Annotated in this window: 13 protein-coding genes and 2 pseudogenes; 6 read left to right on the top strand and 9 right to left on the bottom strand. The window is 72.1% G+C overall.

Annotated elements, in window-relative coordinates; all coding sequences use genetic code 11:
- Positions 1-19: 19 nt before the first annotated feature.
- The 4 genes from ACLQ2N_RS25200 to ACLQ2N_RS25215 all read right to left on the bottom strand — a co-directional run bounded on the left by ACLQ2N_RS25200 (position 20) and on the right by ACLQ2N_RS25215 (position 13018).
- Positions 20-3301, bottom strand: coding sequence for a S8 family serine peptidase (locus ACLQ2N_RS25200; RefSeq protein WP_425816421.1), 3282 nt, complete (start codon positions 3299-3301; stop codon positions 20-22).
- 63 nt (positions 3302-3364) lie between these two features.
- Positions 3365-7111 carry a S8 family serine peptidase gene (locus ACLQ2N_RS25205; RefSeq protein ID WP_425816422.1) on the bottom strand — a complete coding sequence of 1249 codons (3747 nt, stop codon included), beginning with the start codon at positions 7109-7111 and terminating at the stop codon, positions 3365-3367.
- Positions 7112-7478: 367 nt separating this feature from the next.
- A complete protein-coding gene (locus ACLQ2N_RS25210; RefSeq protein WP_425816423.1) occupies positions 7479-10427 on the bottom strand; it encodes an FG-GAP repeat domain-containing protein in 2949 nt (982 codons plus the stop codon).
- Positions 10424-13018 carry a S8 family serine peptidase gene (locus tag ACLQ2N_RS25215; protein ID WP_425816424.1) on the bottom strand — a complete coding sequence of 865 codons (2595 nt, stop codon included), beginning with the start codon at positions 13016-13018 and terminating at the stop codon, positions 10424-10426. The genes ACLQ2N_RS25210 and ACLQ2N_RS25215 overlap by 4 nt, the downstream gene beginning before the upstream one ends.
- A gap of 238 nt (positions 13019-13256) precedes the next feature.
- On the opposite strand from ACLQ2N_RS25215, the gene ACLQ2N_RS25220 reads away from it, so the two are divergent.
- Positions 13257-16085: an FAD-binding and (Fe-S)-binding domain-containing protein gene (locus ACLQ2N_RS25220; RefSeq protein WP_425816578.1), complete on the top strand. Its 2829-nt coding sequence runs from the start codon at positions 13257-13259 to the stop codon at positions 16083-16085.
- A gap of 11 nt (positions 16086-16096) precedes the next feature.
- Here ACLQ2N_RS25220 and ACLQ2N_RS25225 read toward each other — a convergent pair whose 3' ends face one another.
- Together ACLQ2N_RS25225 and ACLQ2N_RS25230 are read right to left on the bottom strand one after the other, a co-directional pair.
- Positions 16097-16486: a type II toxin-antitoxin system death-on-curing family toxin gene (locus ACLQ2N_RS25225; protein WP_425816425.1), complete on the bottom strand. Its 390-nt coding sequence runs from the start codon at positions 16484-16486 to the stop codon at positions 16097-16099.
- Positions 16483-16677 (bottom strand): ribbon-helix-helix protein, CopG family, encoded by a 195-nt coding sequence (locus tag ACLQ2N_RS25230; RefSeq protein ID WP_425816426.1) that lies wholly within the window; start codon positions 16675-16677, stop codon positions 16483-16485. Before ACLQ2N_RS25230 ends, ACLQ2N_RS25225 begins: the two co-directional genes overlap by 4 nt.
- Positions 16678-16760: 83 nt before the next feature.
- On the opposite strand from ACLQ2N_RS25230, the pseudogene ACLQ2N_RS25235 reads away from it, so the two are divergent.
- The 4 genes and pseudogenes from ACLQ2N_RS25235 to ACLQ2N_RS25250 form a co-directional block, all read left to right on the top strand.
- A pseudogene (locus tag ACLQ2N_RS25235) lies at positions 16761-17318 on the top strand (NAD(P)-dependent oxidoreductase); the annotation flags it as partial.
- Between the two features lie 79 nt (positions 17319-17397).
- Positions 17398-17550: pseudogene (locus tag ACLQ2N_RS25240) on the top strand (class II aldolase/adducin family protein); the annotation flags it as partial.
- A gap of 124 nt (positions 17551-17674) precedes the next feature.
- Positions 17675-17893: a hypothetical protein gene (locus ACLQ2N_RS25245; protein ID WP_425816427.1), complete on the top strand. Its 219-nt coding sequence runs from the start codon at positions 17675-17677 to the stop codon at positions 17891-17893.
- Between the two features lie 90 nt (positions 17894-17983).
- The gene (locus tag ACLQ2N_RS25250; protein ID WP_425816428.1) at positions 17984-19231 is read left to right on the top strand and encodes a cytochrome P450 family protein; all 1248 of its coding nucleotides are present in this window, start codon (positions 17984-17986) and stop codon (positions 19229-19231) included.
- 22 nt (positions 19232-19253) lie between these two features.
- Here the strand turns inward: ACLQ2N_RS25250 and ACLQ2N_RS25255 are convergent, their stop codons facing one another.
- The 3 genes from ACLQ2N_RS25255 to pssA all read right to left on the bottom strand — a co-directional run bounded on the left by ACLQ2N_RS25255 (position 19254) and on the right by pssA (position 23031).
- Positions 19254-19661: a hypothetical protein gene (locus tag ACLQ2N_RS25255; RefSeq protein WP_425816429.1), complete on the bottom strand. Its 408-nt coding sequence runs from the start codon at positions 19659-19661 to the stop codon at positions 19254-19256.
- Positions 19662-19929: 268 nt separating this feature from the next.
- Complete coding sequence (locus ACLQ2N_RS25260; RefSeq protein ID WP_425816430.1) at positions 19930-21543, bottom strand: carbohydrate binding domain-containing protein; 1614 nt, start codon at positions 21541-21543, stop codon at positions 19930-19932.
- Positions 21544-22197: 654 nt separating this feature from the next.
- A complete protein-coding gene (gene pssA / locus ACLQ2N_RS25265; protein WP_425816431.1) occupies positions 22198-23031 on the bottom strand; it encodes a CDP-diacylglycerol--serine O-phosphatidyltransferase in 834 nt (277 codons plus the stop codon).
- A 462-nt stretch (positions 23032-23493) separates the two neighbouring features.
- Here pssA and ACLQ2N_RS25270 point away from each other — a divergent pair, with 462 nt between their 5' ends.
- Positions 23494-24240, top strand: coding sequence for a thiamine biosynthesis protein ThiG (locus ACLQ2N_RS25270; protein WP_425816432.1), 747 nt, complete (start codon positions 23494-23496; stop codon positions 24238-24240).
- Positions 24241-24257 lie beyond the last annotated feature (17 nt).

Here is a 24257-nt window from a genome sequence, read left to right on the forward strand (position 1 = left end):
CCGGCGGAGGCCCCGCGCGCTACCCGCCGAAGGCCACCTTCGCCTCGGCCGAGCAGCGGTCCGTGCCCGTGTCGCACACTTTGTACGTGTACGAGGGCAGGCGGCGTCCGGTGATCAGGTCGGTGAAGCGCCCGGTGTTCGGCACGGTCGCGACCGCCTTGCCGTCCCGGACCACCCGGACCTTCGCCGTCGTCGCCCCGTTCCAGGTGAGGGACGCGGTGCGCAGCAGCCTGCCCGGGCCCGCCGTGGCGGTGAGCTCGAAGCGGGCGCCGACCCTGACCTTGACGATCCGGCCGGGCGCGTCCTTGGTGCCCCAGTACGCGTAGGCGCCCTGCGGGTCGATCACGCCGGAGATCAGCGGGCCGTCGTTCTCGCCGAGCGCCACGTACCCGGTGGGCTCGAAGCGCTCCAGGTCGATGGTGACGACCCGGCCCGGGGTCGACAGCGTGCCGAAGGCCGCGAACCGCCCGCCCGGGTCCATCACCGCGGAGAAGAACGCCCCGCCGCCCGACGGGGTCATGACCTTGTCGCGGGTGAAGGTCGTCAGGTCGACCCGGATGATCCGGCCGCTGCTGCCCTCGCCGGTGCCGAAGTACGCGTAGTGGTCGTCGGGCGCGATCACCGCGGCGCGCAGGGGCCCCTCACCCGGCTGGAGCGTGAGCGTGGAGACTTCCCGCAGGGACGCCAGGTCGATCTTGACCACGCGTCCCTGCGGGCTGGTCACCGTACCGAAGTAGGCGAACTCCCCCTTGGAGTCGATGACTCCGTCGTCCAGGAAGTCGTTTCCGGCTCCCAGGGTGACGGAGCCGACGCGGGTGAACGTGGCCAGGTCGACCTTCACGAGGCGCCCGGGGTTGGTGCCGGTCCCGAAGTAGGCGTACTTCCCCGCCGGGTCCATGAGGGCCGAGCGGACGTTGCCGTCGTCCGCGCCCAGGACCATGATCTTGTCGAGCGTGAAGGTGTCCAGGTCGATGCGGACGAGGCGGCTCGGGTAGGCGGCGACGGCGAAGTAGGCGTACTTCCCCGCCGGGTCGATGACCGCGTCCTGCATGACCTTCTGCCCGATCCCCACCGACAGGGTGCCGACCTTCTTGAACGTCTTCAGGTCGACCTTGGTGATGTAGCCGGGCAACGGGTCCACGGGGTTGTCGGTGCCGAAGTAGGCGTAACGCCCCTCGGGGTCGATGGCCGCGGCGTGCAGGTCGCGTTGCAGGGGCGAGGTGCCCACCGTGCCGGTGCGGGCCGGAATCGGGGTGCCGCCGCCGTGGACGCGCACGGTGTGCACGTGGCCCTTCGCGTCGTCGAGGAGGGTGATCTTCCCGTCCTGTCCGGTCTTCTCAGTGGGCCGGAAGGACAGATCGAGCGTGCAGTGTTCCTTGCGCTTCAGCCGGAAGGGCGCCTTGCCGCAGGTGCCCGCGTCGGCCACGAAGGCGCCGTCGTGGTCGGTGACGTGGATGACGGTGACCGGCTTGCTGCCGAGGCTGGTGAGCGTGACGGCGACCGGGCCGCCGGTGGTGCCGATGGGTACGGAGCCGAAGTCGACGTCGCCCGGGCCGACGGACAGGACCTTGCCGGGCAGGGCCGGCAGGCGGATGTCGGCGGTGGCGGTGGCGGACTCGGTGATCGTCACCTCCGTCCTCGTGGCGGTGTAGGCCGGGGAGGACGTCGTCACGGTGTAGTCGCCGACGGTGGCGAGTGTGGTGTAGCGCCCTTCGGCGTCGGTCGTCGCCGGGAGGCCCACCGGGTCACCGGCGGCGGTGAGCTGCACGGTGACGCCCTCGACGGGCTCACCCGTGGTCGCGTCGGTGACCGTGCCACTCAGGGTGCCGGTTGTGCCGCGCGGCGCCTTCTCGACGGCCGCGTGGATGTCGAGGCGGCCCTGCCCGTACACGTTGTTGTTCGCGGCGGTGCCACCGCAGGAGACGTCAGGGACGTCCACGGCCGTCTCGTCGAGGAGACGCCGGGTCGCGTCGATGTTCCGCGCGACCGCCGGGGCCGCCGACCACAACAGGGCGATGGAGCCCGCCACATGGGGCGCGGCCATCGACGTCCCGCTGCCGACGGCGTACTTCCCGCCGGGGTAGGTGGAACGGATCGCGACACCCGGCGCCGAGACGTTCGGCTTGATCAGGCCGTCATCGAACTCCGAGGGGCCGCGGCTGGAGAAGGAGGCGATGGTGCCGTCGGCGTCGAAGGCGCCGACCCCGTAGCTCTCCTTGAGGTTGCCCGGGTTGCCGTCGGTCCCGCAGTCCGGGCCCTCGTTGCCGTTGGAGAAGACCGGGAAGATCCCGGCCGCCACCCACGCCTGCACGGTCTGCTCGAACCACGGGTCGGCCCCCGCCGCGGCGCTGCCCCACGAGTTGTTCACGACGTGCGGCCGCAGGTCGGGGCGCGGATTCTTGCCGCGGGCGTCCGTGGGAGCCAGCATGAACTGGCCGGCGGCCAGCAGGGCGCTCTGCGCGCAGGTGCTGCCCGCGCACCCCTTGGCGGCGATCCACTTGGCGCCCGGTGCGACGCCGACGTGGTTGCCGGTGCCGCCGTCGCCGACCATGGTGCCGACGGTGTGGGTGCCGTGCCCCACGTTGTCGCAGGGCGTGGAGACGACGATGCCGCAACTGACGGTGGGGTCGTACCAGTTGTAGGCGTGGGTGAACGTGCCGTCGCCGTTGTTCCCCCGGTACCGCTCCACCAGCGCCGGGTGGTCGTACTGGACGCCGGAGTCGATGCTGCCGACGACGATGCCCTCACCGGTGGCCTGGTAGTCCTTCCACACCCCGGGCGCGCCGATCCGGTCGACACCCCACTCGACGTCGTCCACGGTCGGCTCGTCCTGCGCCGCCTTCATCTCCGGCAGGGCGTACGTCCGGTCGCCGGTGACCCGCTCCACCTCCGGCAGGGCAGTGATCCGCTTCAGCAGGTCCGCGTCGCCCTTCACCTCGACGGTGTTGGCGATCCAGAAGGGCGTGTACGAGGCGTCGGCGTCCCGCAGCACGTCGATCAGGGCGGACTGGCTGGCCCGGGCCGTCTCCTGGAGGCGGCTCTGCACCTCGCGTCCCTGCCGCGCCCGGTCCTTGATCTTCGCGGCGCCCTTGAGGTCGGCCTCGTCGCGGAGGTAGACCCAGAAGGTGGAACTTCCGCCGTCCGCGAGGTCGTTGGTCAGCGCGCGCTCGACGGACGGGGCGGTGGCGTCGCTCGCGGGCGAGGCCTGGGCGGTCGTGGCGGCGGGGAGCCCCGTCGCCGCGAGGCCCACGGCGAGCAGGAGCCCCCAGGCGCGTCGCGGTCTGCCGTGTCTCGGTGTCATGGAGAGGTGAACCCTTCCTGTTGAGGGGTGGGCCTGCGGTTCGTTCGTCCCCGGCGCCCCGGGTCAGCGGCGCAGTGCGTAGGCCCGGGTGATCGTCTGCTGGGTGCGGCTACCGGCGTCGTCCCAGGCGGTGACCCGGAGCGTGACGTACTCCGCCCCGGTGCGTGGGTGGTGCAGGACGGCGGTGGCCGATCCATCGGCGCGCACGTGCGGCCGTACGGAATCGGTCCAGGTCGTGCCGTCGTCGTACGACGCCTCGACCCGCATTCCTGTGACGCGCGGGCCCGCGTAGCCGTCGGGGCGCAGGGTGCTGACACGCACCGGGAGGGCCCGGCCGGCGCGGGCGGTGTTGTCGCCGCCGACGCCCAGGTCGTAGCCGAAGAGGATCACCGGCAGGACGGCGCACGGGTGGTCCGGGCCGTAGACCTCGGCGCAGCCGGGTGCGGTGGCTCCGGCCTGCGGTGCCTTCGAGCGGAAGGTGTACGTGGTGTCGGTCCGGGTTCCGAGGGTTTCCAGGGCGTTGGTGCGGCGGACGACGCTCTGGTCGATGCGGTACTCGGCCTCCTCCGGCACGAACAGCTGGGCGGCGGGCACCGGCCGGCCGTCGCGGCGATAGGTGAAGGTGCTCGTGGAGACGCCCGTGCCGTAGTGGGAGGGGGCGCCGTCGCCGTACGGGGCGAGCAGGAAGCTCGCACCGATGTCGGAGCGGCAGAGGGCACAGCTGATGCGGCGCGGCAGTGTGGGATGCAGCGGCGCGCGGCCCCAGTCGGTGGTCACGGTCTCACCGGCGCGATGACTCGCGGGGTACTCGTCCAGCGCGGTGTCGGACAGGTCGGACACCCTGACCGTCTGCGCGTACTGGCTGTCGGGGGCGTAGACGAAGTCGGAACGGATGCCGGGAGCGAGGTGCCGGGCGGCGACGCGGAACGCGGCCCTCTCCCACGGGTGCCGAACGGTCAGGACGTCGTCGGCGAACCGGGATGCGCCGTCCGCGTGGAAGGTGCTGACGAGCCGGGCGAACCGGTCCGTCCGGACGGTGAGGGCGGTGCGCTCCGGGATGGCCCCGGCCGCGTGGAACGGGGCGGTGTACGTGAACCGGCTGTCGGCGCGGCCGTCGAGGGTGACCGTGACGGGGCCCTTCGCGAGGGCGGCGAGGAGTTCGGCGCCCTGTTCGTGGCTGACGGCGACGGCCGGGACGGTGCTGTTGCCGTCGTCCTGGACGAGGGTTGCGCCCTCGGTGGGGCGGATCGCCAGGACGGCGGCGGCATGATGCCGGGCGGCGGTGGCGAGGACGGGCACGAGCCATCCGTTGGTGCGGACGACGGCCAGCCTGCCGGTCAGGTCCAGGCCGGCGTAGTCGGCCTCGGTGCCGGTGCCCACGTCGACGGCGGACAGCTCGCGGTCGCCGGTGAACCGCTGTCCGAGGTCCGGAGCGAGGAGGTCGAGGCGGTGGGTCGTCCGGCCCGCATCCCAGGTGCCCCGGACGAGCGGGTCGCGCAGCCGGTGCTCGGCGGTGAGGTCGAAGGTGCCGTGCTCGGCGGTGGTGTGCGAGGCGATGGCGCCGTACCGGGTGGTGCTGTCGCTGAGGCCCTTGGCGACGCCGATCGCTGCGGTGGCTCCGTCGTCCAGGGTGCGGCGGGCGGTGACGCCCAGGGCGGCGTGCTCCGTCGGACGGTCCTCGCCGTCCACCCGGGCGGTCAGCTCGTGGGCCCGCCGGGCGTCGATGTCCACGGTGGTGTCGCCGTCGACGGTGAGCTCCGGTTCGGCGAAGGTGTCCACGGCCAGCGGGATGCGGGTGGTGTCGTAGGTGGTGACGAGGGCCTGCAGGGCGTAGCGCCCCTCGGGCAGCCGGGTCCGCCAGGTGCCGTCGCCCATGAAGGTGAGGCTCTGCAGCTGGGCGTCGCCGGTCTCCAGGCTGAGGATCTGGAGGTTGGTCTGCCCGCCTGCCTGGCCGTCGCGGCCGGTGAAGGTGAAGTCGACGGTGTGCCTGGGGGGTTGCTCGGTCCAGCCGACGGCGGTGGTGAGGTGGGTCCCGTCGGCGGTGGCGGTCAGGTAGCCGTCGTAGCGGCCGGTTCCGGTACGGGTGGGATCGACGGTGAGGGTGATGGCCGCGCTGTCGTGGGCCGGGACAGTGACGGTACGGGCGGAGAGGGCCGCGCCGCCCTCGGGCACCACCGCCCCGCGTCCCAGGTCGAGGGCGAGGCTCAGGGTGACCTCGTGGTCGCCGTCGTTGGTGTAGACGACGTCCCGGGTCACCGTCCGCAGCTCGTCGCGCAGTTCCCCGAAGTCGGCGGTCCCGGTCGCGGTCACCGACTGGGCGGAGGCGCGGTCCACGGCGACGCGTCCGGCGCCCTGCTCGTAGACGTCGTCGTCGGGCCCCGTCTTCGCGGCGGAGACCAGCGCGTCCTTGAGCCGGGCCGCCCGCCACCCCGGGTGCTGCTGCTTGAGGAGGGCCGCCGCGCCGGCCACGTGCGGGGTGGCCATGGAGGTGCCGTCCAGCGCGGTGTAGTACTCCCCGGCGTCCTTGCCGATGTGGGTGCCGGCGGCCCGGGCGGCGACGATTCCGACGCCCGGCGCGGTGATCTCCGGCTTGAGCGCGCCGGAGGCGGTCGGCCCGCGCCCGGAGAAGGCGGCCAGGCGGTCCCGGCCGTCGACGGCGCCGACGGTCAGCGCGGTCCGCGCGGTGCCGGGGCTGGCCAGGGTGGACCGGCCGGGTCCGGTGTTGCCGGCCGCGATGACGAACAGCGCCCCGGTGGACTCGCTGAGCGCGTCGACGGCCTCGCTCAGCAGGTCGCTGCCCTCTTCGGTGGGCGCCCCGAGGCTCATGGAGACGATGTCGGCGCCCTGGGCGACGGCCCACTCCATGCCGGCGATGACCGTGGACTCGTCCCCGTTGCCCGTGTTGTCGAGCACCTTCCCGATCAGGAGCCCGGCGCCCGGCGCGACGCCCTTGTACTTCCCGTCGGACGCGGCTCCGCTGCCTGCCACGGTGCTCGCCACGTGGGTGCCGTGGCCACGCCCGTCCTGGACCTGCTGGCCGGGGATGAAGCTCTTCGAGCCGAGGACCCGGCCCTCGAAGTCGGGGTGCTTGAAGTCGATTCCGCTGTCCAGCACGGCGACCTGGACCCCGCTGCCGTCGTACCCGCTCTTCCAGACCTCGGGTGCGCCGATCTGCGGCACGCTGACGTCCAGGGCCGCCCGCACCCTGCGGTCCGGCCGCACCACGGCCTCCGGCCCCTCCAGCACCGCGTGGTAGAACGCGTGCAGCTCGTCCTTCTCGACGTCCACGGCCGCCGCGCCGAGCGAGGTGAGCGGCGTCCGGCGCGTGACGCCCGGGACGTCCCCGGCGCGCGCCGCGAGCACGGACCGGGCCGGGGTGCCCGCGTAGTCCACGATCAACGGCAGGGTGTCGCTGCCGGAGGCCCCCTGCTTGTCGGCGGCGAGCCGGGTCACGTTGAACAGCTCCCGGTCGAGCCGCCCGGAGGCCAGCCCCTCCCCCGCGCTGTCCGGGATGACGTAGGTGTCGCCCGAAGGCCCTTGCTCGGTACGGAAGGCGGTGGCCGTGCCCGTGGCCGGCGCGGGGTCGGCCGAGACGCGCCCGTCGGTGTCGGTGGTGACGGTGACCGTGTCCCCGGTGACCAGGGTGACGGTGGCGCGGTGCGGGGCGGGGGCCGTACGGACGGCGATGGGCTCCGCTCCGGCCGCCTGCCCGGGGAGTACGGGCCCCAGCAGCGCGAAGGCGCACGCCGAGGCGAGGAGCGCGGTGCCGCGCGCCGCCCCTCCGCTGCGTCTGGCAGGACCGGTGCGCATCGTGGCCTCCTGGCGAGGTACGGCCCCGGCAGCGGCTGCCGGGCGACGGACGAACGGGAGCGCGGGGACGGGCCGGGCGACCGCTCAGGCGGCCGCGCGGCCCGTTGCCGGACATCCTCGGGTCGGCGTCGCGGGGAGGCATAGGAGGTACGGGTGGCGAGCATGCGACATGTCGCCTGTTCGCCGGGGCGGGTGGGCGGTCGCGGCGCCGCCGGAACCACCACGGCCGGCTTCCGCGGGACACCGCGAGCACGCCGCCCGGGGCCGGCTCGTCCCGGCCCGCCATCCGTGTACGCGCGGGGTGTGGCGTACGCCGAGGGCCCCCGGGACGAGGCGCGTCCCGGGGGCTCGTGCAGGGCGGTTCGGGTCAGCTGAGCTTGTACGCAGTGACCTGGTGGATGCCGTTGTCGGTGACGAAGTAGCCGCCGCCGAACTCGCCGGCCGCGCGGTCCCGGCCGGCGTCGTCGCCGTTCAGGGAGATCGCCTCGTCGACCCCGTCGCCGTCCAGGTCGCCCGCGAAGTAGTTGCGGGCACCCATGAGGCTGCCGATGCCGCCGACGGCCTCGGCCCAGGAGTTCGGGGAATCGACGGCACTCGGGTCGAAGACGTGCATGCTGGACTCCGCGCCGGCGATCAGGAGTTCGCGCCCGCCCGGGCCCGTCATGAAGCCGAGACCGTACGTCTGCGGCAGGAAGAGCTGCACGGTGTCGTCACCGTTCGCCCGGAAGCGGCGGATCGACGCCGTGCCGGCCTGGTACAGCGCTCCGTCCTTGGCGAAGAAGCCGTTGTGCGTCCACAGACCGCCCGACATCAGGGTGTGCAGCACCTCACCGGTGCGGCCGTCGCGGATCTCGAAGTAGTTCTGCGGGCTGATCGCCTGCGTGCTGTCGAAGTTGATGGGCGCGTTGACCACCCACACGTAGGCCACGGCGTGCCCGCCCGCGTAGGGGATCTCCTTGGAGGCGAAGACACCCTGGTTCGGGTCGAGTCCGCGGATGCCGCCGACCGCGCCACCGGGCGCCTTCGGCGCGACGGACCAGCGGGCCTTGCCGTTCTTGGCGTTGAGCGCGACCGCGGTCGTCACCGGTGAAGCCTGCTGGTAGGCGTTCAGGGTGGCATACGCGGCGTACACCCGGCCGTCGTTGACGGACACGTCGCCGAAGCGCACCTCGCCCGCCTCCGCCGGGGCGTCGTACGTCCAGATGGCGTGTCCGTCACCGTCATAGGCGCGCACCGCGTCCGTCGGGACGACTATGTCCTGTTCGCCGTCGCCGTCGAGGTCGGCCAGCTGCACCGAGCGCACGAACGTGCCCTCGCCGGCCTCGATGGTGGCGAGCGTCTTGCCGGTCCTGCCGTTGAGGACGACCGTTGCCGTGTCCGCGGCGACCACGATCTCGGTCCTGCCGTCGCCGTTGACGTCACCGGTCTCGATGTCGTGTACCGCGCCGGGGAGGGTGGCCTGCCACAGTTTCTCGGGCTTGCCGCCGTTGACCAGCGACGGGCCCGAGTAGGCCCACACGCCGTTGGAGGAGCCGCCCATGACGACGTCCGTCCTGCCGTCCTTGTTCAGGTCGGCGCCCTTGGCGTACGCGATGTCGCCCTGGAGCGGCGTGACGTTCTCCGCCTTGCCGGTGCCCAGCTTGAAGGTGCGGATGTTCTGGCCCTGGTCGATCACCCGGACGTGGGAGCCCGTGGCGTCGGTGTAGAGGTCCTGGAACATCGGCGAGGCCGCGACGCCCTTGGACTGCCAGGCGACCGTGCCCTTGCCGGAGAAGACGGTCAGCGACGCGTAGCGCAGGCTGCCCCGGTTCTCCGGCTCGTTCATCTTCCGGTCGTCCTGCGCCGAGGCGACCAGCTTGCCGTCGATCACCCCGAGCCCCCAGGTGCTGGGCGCGTCGTGGCCGTTCGCGGCATCCCGCTTGGTCGTGTTCGACCAGAGGACCTTGTCCGCGCTGTCACCGCTGACGACACGGATGGTGCTGGCGTTGATGACGAGGTTCTCGTCGAACGAGGACTCCGAGACCGCGTACTCGTCGCCCGCCTTCGCCTTGAGGTCACCGACCGCCAGCGCGGTGGGCACCACGTTGTCGCGGCCGCTCAGCGTGGCGCGGTGCCCCGTCTTCAGGTCGTACGCGGCGATCTCGTAGTGCACGGCGTCGTTGACGTCCGCCTGCTCGACGGCCACGAGGCGCTTGCGGGCGGCGTCCAGGCGCATGATGCGGCTGTAGAGCACGCTGTCGGTCCGCCAGGTGACCGAGCCGTCGGCGGCGTCGAGGACGGCGGTGTGGCCGCGTCCCTCGACACCGGTGGCCTTGGCGAGGTTCCAGGAGACGGCGACCTTGCCCTTGCCGAGGTCCTGGATGTCGCCCCAGTTGGTGTACCGGGTTTCCTCGGTGTCGAAGGACCAGGTCTGCGCCGGGCTCAGCTTCCCGTCCGCGCCCGCCGAGAAGCGGATGCCCGTCAGGGTGGCGGTGGCGGCGGCCGGAACCTTGGCGTCGCGGCTCATCCGGGGCGCGTCGGCGATCAGCAGGGTGCCGTCCACGATCTTGACCATGGCGGCGTAGTTGTACAGCTTCGACCAGACCGTGGCGCCGGTCTTCCCGTCGAGGACCGTCACGAAGGTGCCGGTGCTCAGGTCGGAGCCCGGGGAAGTGAAGGCGCGCGGGTACGGGGTCGCGCCGACCAGTGCCGAGAACACCAGGTCCGGGACTCCGTCGCCGGTCAGGTCACCGGCGGAGTAGCCGGACTCCGAGTTCGGCGAGAACGGCGAGACCGCGTTGTAGCCCATGAGGATCTGGGGCGGGTACGGCTCGACGCGCCACACCTGGAGCGGCTTGACCTGCCAGTCCGTGTAGAACGAGCTGCTGGTGCGGGCCCAGGTCTCGCTGCCGTCGGCCGCGTGGAGCTGGACGTTGCCCATCGCGTTGACGCTGAAGTAGTCGCCCATTTTGCCGGCCGGCACCGTGGCGCCCAGGCCGCGCACGCCTTCCAGGGTGGACTTCGCGGTCATGGTGACCTTGGTGTCCGGGGCGGCGTCGGTGTCCGTGGCGTCCGTCGTCGCGGAAGGGGTCGTGGCGTGCGTCGTCGCGGAAGCGGCCGGGGCGTCCTTCCGCGTGCCGGTGGTGTCCTCGGCCCTGACGTACGGGTCGAGCGTGACGTCGGCCGCGAGCTTCTTCGCTTCGGCGCTGGTCAGCTTCATCGGCGCGTCGCTGCCGCCGTCGGCGGCGAGGGCCTGCGGGGCCGCGGTCAGGCACAGGCCCGCCGCGACGAGGCCGGCGGCGAGCTGAAGCGCCCGCCGGGAGTGCTGGGCTCTCATGACTTCGCTCCCTGGGTGAAGCCGACGGCGGTGCCGGCGGCGATCACGGGCTGGTTGTACGCGTACTGGAAGGCGTCGGTGCCCGCCTGGTCCGCGAGGCCGATGGTCGCGCCCGCGCCCTGGTCGGCGACCGACTGGTACTGGAGGGTCACCCCGCCCGTGGACTCGTCGAAGACGGCCTCGAAGGTGGCGCGGCCCGAAGTGCCGTCGGCGTAGGCGGCGTTGTTCCACACGATGGCGAACTTCCGGCTGCCCCTGGTGCCGGTGGTGGCCGTCTGCACGGAGGACTTCTTGTCGAGCGTCAGGTCGTCCCACAGCGGGGCGACGATGCCCTTCACCCCGTTGACGCCGGCCGTCGGCAGGGCGGTGTTGTGGTAGTCGCCGACGCGCGAGGACAGGAAGTTGATCAGACCGTCGGTGGTGACCGAGGCGGTGGAGTACGAGACGCCGTAGTGCTTGACCGGGAAGGGCAGCGAGACCGTGGCGGAGTCCTCGTCACCCGACAGGGCGACCTTCTTGGAACCCGCGATCCAGGAGTAGGCGGCCGGGGCGCAGACGTTGCCGGAGTGGTCCGTGCGGTTGGGGACCTGCACGTTCTTCGTCAGGTCGGCGGCGCCGACGGCGGCGGTACCGGTGTAGACACCGTTGCACAGGACCGGTGCGGCGGGCTTCACGGCCAGGGCGTAGGAGCCCTCGGCGACCTTCTTGAAGGTGTACGTGCCGTTGGCGTTGGTGGTCGCGGCGGGCAGCGGCGTGCCGTTCAGCTCGACCGTGGCGCCGGGCAGCGGCTTGCCGGTGACGTCACGGACGATGCCGGACACCACGTGGGCGGGCACCGCGGTCAGCGCGATGTCCTGGGTGAACGCCTGGCTCTCGGCCAGGGTGACGCCGGCGGCCGAGCCGTTCGCGTAGCCGTAGCCGCTGAACGCGAAGGAGTACGTGCCGGCGGCCAGCGGCAGACGGTAGGTGCCGTCCGGGCCGGTGGTGACCGTACGGACCGCGCCGGCCGAGTCGGTGGACTTCACGGTGATGCCCGCAAGCGCCGCGCCGGTCGCCTTGTCGGTGGCCTTGCCGCTGACGACGGCCGCGGTGTGCGGGGCCTTCTCGACGGAGGCGAGGATGTCGAGCTTGCCGTTGCCCCACACGTAGTTCATGCCGGCGGTGCCGCCGCAGTGGGTGTCGTCGACGTCGCGCGCGCCCTCGTTGAGGAGGTTGCGGGTTTCCTCGATCTTGCCGATGAGCGAGGGGGCCGCCGACCACAGGAGCGCGACCGCGCCCGCGACGTGCGGGGTCGCCATCGACGTGCCGTTGATGGTGTTGTACGCGTTGCCCGGCCAGGTCGACGGGATCTGGACGCCGGGTGCGGAGATGTTCGGCTTTTCGCTGCCGTCGGTCGGCGAGGGGCCGAAGCCGGAGAAGTTGGCGATCTTGCCGGTCGAGTCGTAGGCGCCGACACCGTAGGAATCGGCCTGCGAGCCCGGCGGGTGGGTGGTCGAGCAGGTGACGCCGTCACCGTCGTTGCCGGCCGCGAACGCCTCGAAGATGCCCGCGGCGTTCCAGGCCGCCAGGATGTCCTCGTAGAACGGGGTGCTGGTGTCCTTGTTGCCCCAGGAGTTGTTCACGATGTTCGGGGCCAGGTCCGGGCGCGGGTTCTGGCCGTTGTGGTCGGTCGGGGCGAGAATCCACTGGCCGGCTTCGAGCAGCTCGTCGTCGTAGCAGATGTCGGAGGCGCAGCCCTTGGCGGCGATCCACTTGGCGTTCGGTGCGACACCCAGGCCGTTCTTGGCGACCATGGTGCCCATCGTGTGGGTGCCGTGGCCGTTGTTGTCGCACGGCGCGGTCGTGGGGCACTGCCCGCTCGCGTCGTAGAAGTTGTAGTCGTGCGAGAAGGTGCCGTCGCCGTTGTTGCCGCGGTAGTTGGCGACGAGGTCGGGGTGGTCGTACTGGACGCCCGAGTCGACGTTGGCGACGACGATGCCCTCGCCGCGGTCCTGGTACTGGTCCCAGACCTGGTCGGCCTTGATGTCGGCGACGCCCCACGCCGGGGCGTCGGTGCCGTCGGCGGCCGAGTCGGTGCCGAGCGCGGCGGCGCGCGAGGCGGTGACCTTCTTGTCGGAGGTCTCGATGCCGTCCAGCTGGAACGACTGCCGCTTCACGACCGACGCCACGTCCGAGCGCTTGGCAAGCTCCTTGACGAGGTCCTGGCCGCCGGTGACCTTGACCGCGTTGGCGATCCAGAAGTCCTGGTGGCCGACCTTCTTCTTGTCGAGGAAGGCGTTGAGCGACTTCTGGCTGGACTCGGCGTGCGCACGCAGCTCGCGGTAGGCGGCCGTGGCCTTCTTCGCGTGCGTCTTCTGCTTCTTCGCGCCGGACAGGTCGGCCTGGTCCTTCAGGACCACGAAGAAGGTGGTGTCCCCGCCGTCGCGCACCGCGCGCGCGAGCGCGGAGTCGATCTTCGCCGAAGCGGTGGCGGAGGAGGACGGGGAGTCCGCCGCCAGGGCCGGCAGCGGGGTGGTGAGCAGGGCAGCCGCGGCGAGCGAGGCCACCGTCCATACGGCGGATCTGCGCCTGGACGGTTGGGGCTGGGGCATCGAGCACTCCTCCGAGTGAGGGTACATACGGGGTGCGCGAACCGTAGGAGCGGGCCGTTACTCGGCCATTACAGGCCTGGTCAGCGGCAACCCGCCTTCTACCAGCAGTGATTGACGCCCCGTCGGTGGTCCGGCACTCCGGAGCGGCGGTGCGACGGCCGCAGGCGTACCGCTGAGAGGCTACGGGGGCACGGGATGCGTGCCCGTACCGCCGGCCCTCCCCCTGGAGCAGCACTCGATGGACGCCACCACCGCAGACGCCGCCAAGCCCCTCACCGGGGCTTTTCTCGACGCCCTGCGCGGGAAGCTGGGCGATCTCGTCGACGCCTCGGCGACGACCCGGGCGGTCTACTCGACCGACGCGTCGAACTACCGGATCGTCCCCGGGGCCGTGCTCACGCCCCGGACGAAGGACGACGTGGTGACCGCGGTCGGGATCGCCCGTGAGCACCGGGTCCCGGTCACCGTCAGGGGCGGCGGGACCTCCTGCGCCGGGAACGCGGTGGGGCCGGGGCTGGTGATCGACTTCTCGCGCTCGATGAACCGCGTGCTGTCCGTCGACCCCGTCACCTCGACGGCCGTGGTCGAGCCGGGCGCGGTCCTGAGCACGCTGCAGAGGGAGGCCCTGCCGCACGGGCTGAGGTTCGGGCCCGACCCCTCGACGGCCACGCGCTGCACGATCGGCGGGATGGTCGGCAACAACGCGTGCGGGCCGCACGGCCTCTCGTACGGGCGTACGGCCGACAACGTCGTGTCGATGACCTGGCTGACGGGCAGCGGCGAGGTGGTCACGGCGGGCTCCGGGCCGGAGGCGCTCGCGGCGGTGCCGGGGCTGGACGCGTTCGTCGCGGAGAACCTGGCGGTCCTGCGCACCGGGTTCGGGCGGTTCGGACGGCAGATCTCCGGCTACTCGCTGGAACACCTGCTGCCGGAGAACGGGCGCAATCTGGCGGCCGCGCTGACCGGCACGGAGGGCAGCTGCGGCGTCCTCCTCGAAGCCGTGGTGCGGCTCGTCCCGCAGGCGCCCGCGCCGGCGCTCGCGGTCCTGGGTTACGCGGACATGGCGACGGCCGCCGACGACGTGCCGGGCCTGCTGCCGTTCGGCCCGCTCGCACTGGAGGGACTGGACGCGCAGCTCGTGGACGTGGTCCGCCGGGCACACGGCGACGGCGCCGTCCCCACGCTGCCCGCGGGCGGCGGCTGGCTGATCGCCGAGGTCGGCGGGGCGACCTCGCGGGAGGCGGTCGAGGCGGCGCGCGCGCTCGTCGCGGCCTCGACCGCCGCCGACAGCGTCGTCCTGCCCGCGGGCCCCGAGGCGGTCCGGCTCTGGCAGATCCGCGCCGACGGGGCCGGTCTGGCCGGACGCACCGCCGACGGCAAGCAGGCGTGGCCGGGCTGGGAGGACTCGGCCGTGCCGCCGGAACGGCTCGGGGACTATCTGCGCGGGCTCCAGGCGCTGATGGCCGAGAAGGGGCTCTCCGGCCTGGCCTACGGCCACTTCGGCGACGGGTGCGTCCATGCCCGCATCGACTTCCCCCTCGACGCCGGGGGCGCGCCCATGCGCGACTTCCTCGAACGCGCCGCCGCCCTGGCCGCCGAGCACGGCGGATCGCTCTCCGGTGAACACGGCGACGGCCGCGCCCGCTCCGAGCTGCTGCCGGCGATGTACGGCCCCGAGGCGCTGCGCGCGATGGAGGCGTTCAAGGCGCTCCTGGACCCGGACGACGTCATGAACCCCGGCGTCGTCGTCCGCCCCGCGCCGCTGGACGCGGACCTCAGGCGGCCCGGGGCGCGCCGGCTGCGGGCGGCCGACGGCTTCGCCTTCGCCTCCGACGGCGGGGACGTCACGGACGCCGTGCACCGGTGCGTCGGGGTCGGCAAGTGCCGGGCGGACCTGCGCGGCGAGGGCGGCTTCATGTGCCCCTCGTACACGGCCACCCGCGACGAGAAGGACTCCACGCGGGGGCGGGCGAGGGCGCTCCAGGAGATGCTGAACGGCGGCTTCGTCACGGAGGGCTGGAGCTCCCCGGAGGTCCATGAGGCCCTGGACCTGTGCCTGAGCTGCAAGGCGTGTGCCCGCGACTGCCCCACGGGGATCGACATGGCCACGTTCAAGTCGGAGACCCTGCACCGGACGTACCAGGGCCGTCGCCGCCCGCTGAGCCACTACACCCTGGGGCGGCTCCCGCAGTGGCTGCGACTCCTCGCTCCCCTGGCACCCCTGGTCAACCTGGCCGGCCGGGTGCCGGTGCTCCGGCGGACGATGATGCGCCTGATGGGCGCGGACTCGCGCCGCTCACTGCCGCCGCTGCCGGCGAGGCCGTTCCGGTGGAGCGGGGCTTCCCGGACGCGGCCCGGGACGGACGGCCCCAAGGTAGTGCTCTGGGTCGACTCCTTCTCGGACGCGCTCGCCCCGGACATCCCCCGGGACGCCGTGGAGGTCCTGACCGCGGCCGGCTGCGACGTGCAGGTCGCCGCCCCGGGCGCCTGCTGCGGCCTGACCCTGATCTCCACGGGCCAGCTGACCGCCGCCAGGGCGAAGCTCCGGTCCGCGGTGGACCTGCTGCTCCCCCACGTCCGGGCCGGCCGTACGGTGATCGGCATCGAGCCGAGCTGCACGGCGACGCTCCGCTCGGACCTGGTGGAGCTCCTGCCGGACGACCCGCGGGCGGCGGAACTCGCGGGCGCGGTGAGAACGGTGGCCGAATTCCTCACCTCGATCGAGTGGACGCCCCCGCAGGCGGCGGAACGCCTCCTGGTCCAGCCCCACTGCCACCACTACGCGGTCATGGGCTACGGGGCGGACCGCTCGCTGCTCCGGTCGATGGGCTGCGACGTCGAGGTCTCGTCGGGGTGCTGCGGCCTGGCCGGGAACTTCGGCATGGAGAAGGGCCACTACGAGGTCTCCGCGCAGATCGCCCGGGACGGAATCCTCGCCAGGGCGGCCGGCCACCCGGACCGCCGCATCCTCGCGGACGGCTACTCCTGCCGCACCCAGGTCCGGGACCTGGCGGGCCTGGACAGCCGGCATCTGGTGCAGGTCGTCGCGGAGGCGTTGCGGGGGTGACGCTGCCCGGGTCAGGACAGGGGGAACCACTCCGCCAACCGCTTGGCCACGACCGGCACGTCGAGGTGGTCCTGCGCGACGTCCTCGACGAACGGGCCCGCCACCGAGACGGGCGGCGGGGCGATGACGGCGCCACCGTTGAACCGCAGGAAGACACGCATGGCCAGCCAGGCGGTGCGCTTGTTGCCGTCGATCAGGGCGTGATTCCGGGCAACGGAATGCAACAGCGCCGCCGCCTTCTCGTGCGGCGTGGGATACAGCTCCGCCCCGAACACATCGGTGCGGGGACGCTCGATCGCGGACACCAGGAGCCCCATGTCACGCACGCTGTGCTCAGTGCCGTTGACCGCGCGGGCGATGGCCAGAACCTCGTCGAGCCGGACGTACCTGACCTCGCTCACTTGAGGTAGTCCAGGATCTCCGCGTCGCTGACCACGAGCTCGGCCAGGACGTCGTCCACTTTCAGCTCGGAGCGCTCCTGGGCCTCCCGAATGGCCTCGATCGCAAGCTCCTGCTTGCTGCGGCCCTCTCTGCGGGCACGCTCGGTGAGTTTCGCGTCGAGGTCGTCGGGAAGCCGCAGTGTCATCGCCATACAGGAATGATACCGCCCCGGTATCATCTTGCGAGGCACAGGCGAAACCGCCTACGGCGGAGGCCGCGCGCCGCGGCCTCTGGGTGGCCAACCTGCCCGACTCCGCCACCGAGGACGTCGCCGTCCACGCCCTCGCCCAGATCCTCGCCCTCGCGCGGCGCCTGCCGCAGGCCGACGCCGTGGTCCGGGCCGGCGGCTGGAGCACCGACCTCACCGAGGTCCCGAAGCGGCTGAGCGAGATGACGCTCGGCCTCGTCGGCCTCGGCCGCATCGCCCGGGTCCTCGCCCGGATCGCCGCCCCGCTCTTCGGCCGGATCGCCGCCCACGACCCGAACGCCACCGAATGGCCCACGGGGGTCGAGCGCCTGGACCTCGACACCTTGGCCGGGACGGCCGACGTGCTGTCGCTGCACGTCCCGTCCACGCCACGGACCCGGGGCATGGCCGACGCCGGCCTGCTCGGCCGGATGCGGCCCGGCTCCCTCCTGGTGAACGTCTCGCGCGGCGACCTCATCGACCCCGGCGCGGTCCTGGACGCCCTCGACAGCGGCCGGCTCTCCGGCGCCGCACTCGACGTGTTCCCCGTCGAGCCGCCCGCCGCCGACGACCGGCTGCGCAGCCACCCGCGCCTCCTGGTCTCCCCGCACTCCGCCTTCCTCACGGAAGCCTCGCTGCGCGCCTACGCCACCGAGCCCGCACCCGGTCAACCCCGCGGGCTTCGTGATCCACAGCGCGATCCACAAAGCGCGCACCGACGCCCACGTCGTGCTGCACACGCACACCAGGGCAGGCTGCGCGGTGGCCGCGCAGAAGGCGGGCCTGCTGCCCGTGAACCAGATGTCGATGGAGTTCCACAACCGCGTCGGCTACCACGACTACGAGGGCGTCGCCCTCAACCTCGCCGAACAGGAACGCCTCGTCACCGACCTCGGCGCCCACCCCGCGCAACCACGGGCTCCTGACCGTCGGCGACAGCGCCAAGCAGGCGTTCCTGCGCATGTTCTACCTGGAGAAGGCGTGCGAGATCCAGGTCACCGCCCAGGCCGGCGGCGCCGAACTCGTCCTCTCCTCAGACCAGGTGGCCGAGTACACCGCCCAGCAACTCACCGGCGAGGGCGACGCCTCCTCCGACTTCGAGGACCGCGACGCCTACGACCTGGCCTGGGCCGCGCTGCTGCGCCTGGTGGAGCGGATCGCGCCGGACTACAAGGACTGAGCCCGTCCCGGCCCGGCCCTTGCGCGGGGGCGTCGAGGCTGGCCACACTGGCCCGCCCGCACGCCGTGCCGCCCAGGACCTGGAGCCCCGTTGAACACGTCACCGGTGAACCCCGAGGCCGATCGACCGCACCGCCCGGACCCGGCCGGGGGCTGCCCGCACGCGGCCAACGCCCGGCTGCTGGCCCGGGGGGCGGTCGCTCCGGTGATCCTCCCCGGCGAGGTACGGGGAATGGCGGTGCTGGGTCACGACGCGCTGAAGGAGTTCCTCGCGCACCCCGACGTCGCCAAGAGCGCCCGGCACTTCACGGCGCTCCGGGCCGGGGAGATCCCCGACGGCTGGCCACTGAAGACGTTCGCCACGGTGCAGGGGATGACGACCGCGGACGGCGCCGACCACCGGCGGCTGCGGTCGCTGATGGGCAAGGCGTTCACGGCCCGCCGGGTGGAGGAACTGCGTCCGTTCGTGCAGGAGCTGGCGTTCCTTCTGCTGGACGGCCTGGAGGCGGCCGCCACCGACGACGGCACCGCCGATCTGCGCGCCCACTTCGCGCTGCCGCTGCCCATGGGCGTCATCTGCGAACTGCTGGGCGTGGACGAGGCCCACCACGACCGGCTGCACCACCTCTCCAGCCGGCTCGTGGCCACGGACATCGGCCCGGCCGAGGTGATGGCGGCCAACCGTGAGACGGCGGAGACCCTGAGTGCGGTCGTAGCCGCCAAGGCCGCCGATCCGGGGGACGACCTCACCAGCGCGATGATCGCGGCCCGTGAGGAGGACGGCGACCTGTTCAGTCCTCAGGAGCTGATCGGCACCCTGATGCTGACCGTCGTCGCGGGGCACGAGACGACGCTGAACCTGATCACCAACGCCGTACGCGCCCTGTGCACCCACCGGGACCAGCTCGACCTGGTGCTCTCCGGCGCGGCGAGCTGGGCCGACGTCGTGGAGGAGACCCTGCGCTGGGACAGCCCGGTCAGCTACTTCCCCTTCCGCTACCCGACCCGCGACCTCACCCTGGACGGCACCGTGATTCCCCGGGGCACCCCGGTCCTCGCGGGCTACTCCGCCGCCGGCCGCGACACGAAGGCCCACGGCCCGGACGCGGCCCGCTTCGACATCACCCGCACCGGTAGGTCCCGCCACCTCTCACTGGGCCACGGCGCCCACTACTGCATGGGCGCGCTCCTGGCCCGGCTGGAGGCCACCACGGCCCTGGAACAGCTCTTCACCCGCTTTCCGGCGCTGGACCTCGCGGTTGCGGAGGCGGAGTTGCCGCGCCATCGCTCGTTCGTGGGGAACAGTGTGCGGAAGCTGCCGGTGCGGCTGCGGGGGTGAGGGGGCGGAAACCGGGCCGCTGTCACGCCTCCCCCGGCACCGTAGGCAGGTCGCGTCGCGTGCGCAGCGGGCCGGCCAGGAGCAGCAGCGGGGTGACGGCGATTCCTGCGGTCAGGAGCCACAGCGTCGGCCGCAGTCCGAGTGCCGTGCCGAGCACACCGCCGAGCAGGGAGCCGAACGGGATGGCGCCGAAACTCGCCACCGAGATGCACGCCGTGACGCGGCCGAGGAGCCGCGGCGGGCAGTACTGCTGGCGGAAGGCGCCCTGGATCACGTTGGCGAGCACCACGCCGAGGGCGAGCAGGGCGTTGCCCGCCACGAGCGCGGCGAGCGTCCAGCCCTTGCCGCCCAGCGGGATCAGCAGGCCGAAGGGCGCCGTGACGGTGGTGGCGAGCAGCAGGCCGCGGGCGGTACCCCAGCGTGCGGTCACCCGCTTGGCCCCGAGTGCGCCGAGGATGCCGCCGACGTTCCCGGCTGCGGATGCCCAGCAGGCACAGTGCCGACACGACGAAGGTGCAGGCGCCGTGGCCGGCGGATCCTCGTCCCAGGCCGCAGCCACCAGCCGCATGCCAGGCGGCGACCGGGACGCTGCCGAGCGGCTGTTCGCGCGGATGGGTGTCCCGCCGGGCCGCCGCCGCTGAGCGGAAGGGCCTCGGGGCGATGCGTCCGGCCCCGCGGGGCCGGACGCATCGGAACTACTAGCGGTTCTGCAGGGACTTGACGTTGTTGCCGAAGGACCAGCCCTTCGAGCCGTCCCAGTTGAGGGACCACGTCATGAGGCCCTTGAGCGAGCCGTTGAACGTGTTCCACGCCTGGCCGACCTGACTGGGCGCCATGTAGCCGCCACCCGCGCCGGGCTGGGCCGGCAGGCCGGGCACCTGCTTGTCGTACGGCACCTTGACCGTGGTGCCCTGGATGGTCAGGCCGTTGTTGAGGCAGGTGGTCTGAGCGGCGAAGCCCTCCACGGTGCCGGCCTGGTACGAGTCGCCCGAGCAGCCGTACATGCTGCCGTTGTAGTACTGCATGTTGAGCCACCACAGCCGGCCGTTGTCGACGTACTTCTTGATGATCGGCAGGTACGCGCCCCAGATGGACCCGTAGGTGACGCTGCCGCCGGTGACGTACGCGGTCTCGGGCGCCATCGTCAGGCCGAAGCCCGCCGGCATCCTGGCCAGGACGCCGTCGATGATGCGGATCAGGTTGGACTGGGAGGCGGACAGCGTGTTGATGTTCCCGCTGCCGGACAGACCGGTCTCGATGTCGATGTCGATCCCGTCGAAGTTGTACTTCTTGAGGATCGGGACGACCGTCTCCACGAAGCGGTCGGCGACCTTGCTCGACGACAGGTCGATGCCCGCGGCCGCGCCGCCGATGGACATCAGCAGCGTGGCGCCGTTCGCCTTGGCCTCACACATCTCCGCCGGCGTGGACACCTTCACGCCCGCGTCCATGCCGTCCTCCCACAGGACGGTTCCGTCGGAGAGGATCACCGGGAAGGCGGCGTTGATGACGTTGTAGCCGTGCTGGGCGATCCGGCTGTCGGTGATGGGGACCCAGCCCATGCCGGGGTGCACGCCGTTCGACGCGCCGTCCCAGTTCTCCCAGTACCCCTGGAGCACCTTGCCGGCCGGCTTGGGCTTCGTGGCACAGGTGGCGTCGCCCGGGGGGTCGGTGGGCGGAGGTGTGGTCGGCGGGTCGGTGGGCGGCGGGGTGGTCGGCGGGGGTGTCGTGCCACCGGGGCCGGTGAGCGACACGTCGTCCGCGAAGTACGCGGGCGTCCCGTACCAGCCGTGCAGGTAGACCGTCACCGATGTGGTGTTCGCACCGGTGGTGAAGTCGACGCTCAGCTTGCTGTACGACGCGGAGCCGGGCGTCCAGGTCTGCGGTTCGCTGGTGGCACCGGTGCCGCCGGCGCCGAGGTAGACGTAGCTGCCCTGGACGAAGGCGCTCAGCGTGTACGTCGAGTTCGGCCGCACACTGACCGTCTGGGTGCACCGGGCGTTGTCCGCGCCGGACGGCGTGGCCTTCAGCGCGGACGAGCCGGAGTGGGCCGGGCTGCTGGTGACCTGGCCGGAGCCGTTGGCACAGGACCAGCCGGAAAGGCCGTTCTCGAAGCCGGAGTTGGTCACCAGGTCGGTGGCGGCGGCGCCGGCCGATCCGGAACCGGCCAGGGTGACGCAGGCACCGAGAACGGTGGCGGCGCTCAGCCCCGCGATCGTGCGGGTCAGGACGGTCGAGCCGCGCCGGGTCCGGACGGCGGCCGGATGCCCGTCATCCGTCCCGGGCAGAGTACGAATCCTCCGATGGAACATGCTGTGCTCCATTCCCGCCGCGCGCCGTAGGCGTGGGCGTGGGCGTGCGTAAGTACGGGGGCGTGGACGCACGGCCCCGGATGAACTGGAGAGTTGCGGTCCGGCGATCGACGGGATCGTAGAAGGGGGGCCCAGGGCCGTCAATAGGTCTGGACCAAAGGTGCCCGACTGTCAGGGGTTCCGCTTGACGGAACTTGACAGACCGGGCCCCGCCCGGCGCATCACTTGCACGCAAGCCCGGTCCAGTGCGAGAGTGCCGCGACCTCAGCCTGTGGTGGCGACCTGGAATCACGTGCGGGCGAGCGAGGCGGAAGGGGCGATCCCGGACTCGCGCTTCCCAGGCCGGCAGCGAGGTCCGGGGGGGGCGGGGCCGAGAAGGCGAGCCGGTGCCCACGTCCGGTGCGTCATGACAAGCGCCGGCAGGACTGCCGGCCCCATGACCCGCTCCGCGGTGTGGCCGGGGTCGAACGTCGAGAGGTACGGCAACCGGTCCCGCCCGGCGCCCGTCGCCGCGTGGTGCCGCAGGGGTACGGGCACGGCGTCCGCGGTCTTCAGCCGCCCGCGGTCAGTCCCCCGGTCGCGTACCCGCGTCCGTACGGAACGGACCGCGGCCATGAGGCTGACGCGCCGGTCGCGTGTGGTTCGCGCGGGGCGTCAGGCCGAACGCCGGTACCGCATGGCGTTGACCCGCCGCCCGGCGGCGAAGAGCGGCAGCCCGGCCGCCAGCGTGATCTGAAGGGCGCAGCCGGTCACCAGAAGCCTCTCGGCTCCGGCGAGGCTGGTGGCCCAGGCGGCCAGGCATCCGACGTTGACCGCCGCCCACGCGATGGTGGCGACCGCCAGCTTGCCGGTGGGCTTGGGGTACTGGACCCGGCTCACCATGAGCCAGGCGACACCCACGACGGCGAGCAGCGTGAGCGGGGCCGGCAGCTGGAGCAGCACGACCGAGACGACGGTCAGCGCCGCAAAGGGGATGGGCATGCCCTGGAACATGCCGTCCTGCATGGTGGTGCAGGAGAACCGGGCCAGCCGCAGCAGCCCGGCGAGCACCACCGCCACGGCCGCGCCGGCGACCAGGGCCTGGTCGTATGCGTTTACCAGCCCCCACACCACCACGAAGTAGGCGGGTGCCAGACCGAAGCTGATCAGGTCCGAGAGGTTGTCGAGCTCGGCACCCATCCCGGAGCTGCGGAACCTGCGCGCGACGAGGCCGTCGCAGACGTCGAACAGGGCGGCCAGCAGCATGAGCAGCACCGCGGTGGCCGCTCCCTGCCGGACGGAGCCCGCGCTCTCGCCCTCCGTGAGATACGGCACGAGAACGGCCACGGTGATGAAGTAGACGGAGGCGAAGCCGCATGCCGCGTTGCCGAGGGTGAGAACGTCCGCGACCGACAGCCGCGAGGGGGAGGGCTCCCGCTTGGTGCCCTTGACGGCGCCTGCGGCGTCTCCCGCCCTGGGGACGGCGGCCTCGGATTCGGTGACGGGCAACGGGCTCTCCTATGCTCCTCGGCCGCTCAAGTCGTGGGCTAGACCGTACCGTTGATCCGGGGTCCGGCCCAACGGAACTGCCCGTACGAGACTTCGTGACCCGCCCCCTACGCGTGTCCGACCTGCCGTGAACGGCGGTCGCGCAGGCCGCACCACGTGCGCGTCGGTCCCACTCGGAGCGGACGACGTCTCCGGCCGCCCCGTCCACCTCGGGCGGCGGCTCGTCGGTGTGCCGTCGCCGGCGGCACACCCTCCCGCAACGCCGCCATCATGGTGCGCGCCCCCTCGGAACGGGGCGCAGACGAAGTCCGTCTGGCATTTTTATGCCGCTGCCGACTTCATACGGCACATTCATGCCGAACTTTTTATCTTGTGTGCGCAAGGCGGCATCACTAACGTTCGGATTCCAAAGTCTGAACTATTCAGGTGTCACTATCTCCTGCACAAAGCAAAGGACCTGACGTGACCTCTGCCCTGCACTCACCTGTTGGCCTTGCTGACCCGTGGCTCAACATAGGGAAGCATCATCTGGTATCGAGGCTACTGCTGGGAATCGAGCAGTACACCGACCCCGCGCTCGTGGCAAAGGTGCTGGAGGCTTCCGGGACGGACGTTTTCATCACCACCTATGACCTCGAACAGACGCGGGGAAGCCTCCTGCTGGACGACCTGGATCAGAAGATCGAGCTGTCCCGTTACGCGTGGATCGGCACGACCTCGTTCGCGTACTCGGCCGATGTCGCCGTCCGCACGGCGCGTCACCTGCGTTCGACACTCGGCCTGGACGTGATCAAGCTCGACGTCCGTGACGCCGGCAACGGCCCGGACGGTCCCGCCACGATCACCGCGGCGCGTCAGCTGCTCGCCGACGGCTTCAGCATCATGCCGTTCGTGCACCCCGATATCCAGACGGCCCTGGAGCTCCAGGACATGGGGTGCTCCGCGATTCGGCTCATGGCATCGCCTGTCGGCAGCTACCGCGGAATATCCGACCCCGAGACAATGCGCCGGTGCATCGACGCGCTGAGCGTGCCCGCCGTCGTGGAGGGCGGAATTGGCTCCCCCTCGCATGTCACCGAAGCCATGGAATTGGGCGCTGCGGCAGTTCTGGTGAATACCCTGGTCGCACAGGCGGAGGACCCGGTTGCCATGGCAGCCGCAGTCCGGCAGGCCGTATCGGCGGGAATTCCGGCAGTTCAGGGCTCCTGACGTGCAATTGACGCTGG

It is taken from the genome of Streptomyces sp. DT224 (assembly GCF_049844595.1).
GTDB lineage: Bacteria > Actinomycetota > Actinomycetes > Streptomycetales > Streptomycetaceae > Streptomyces.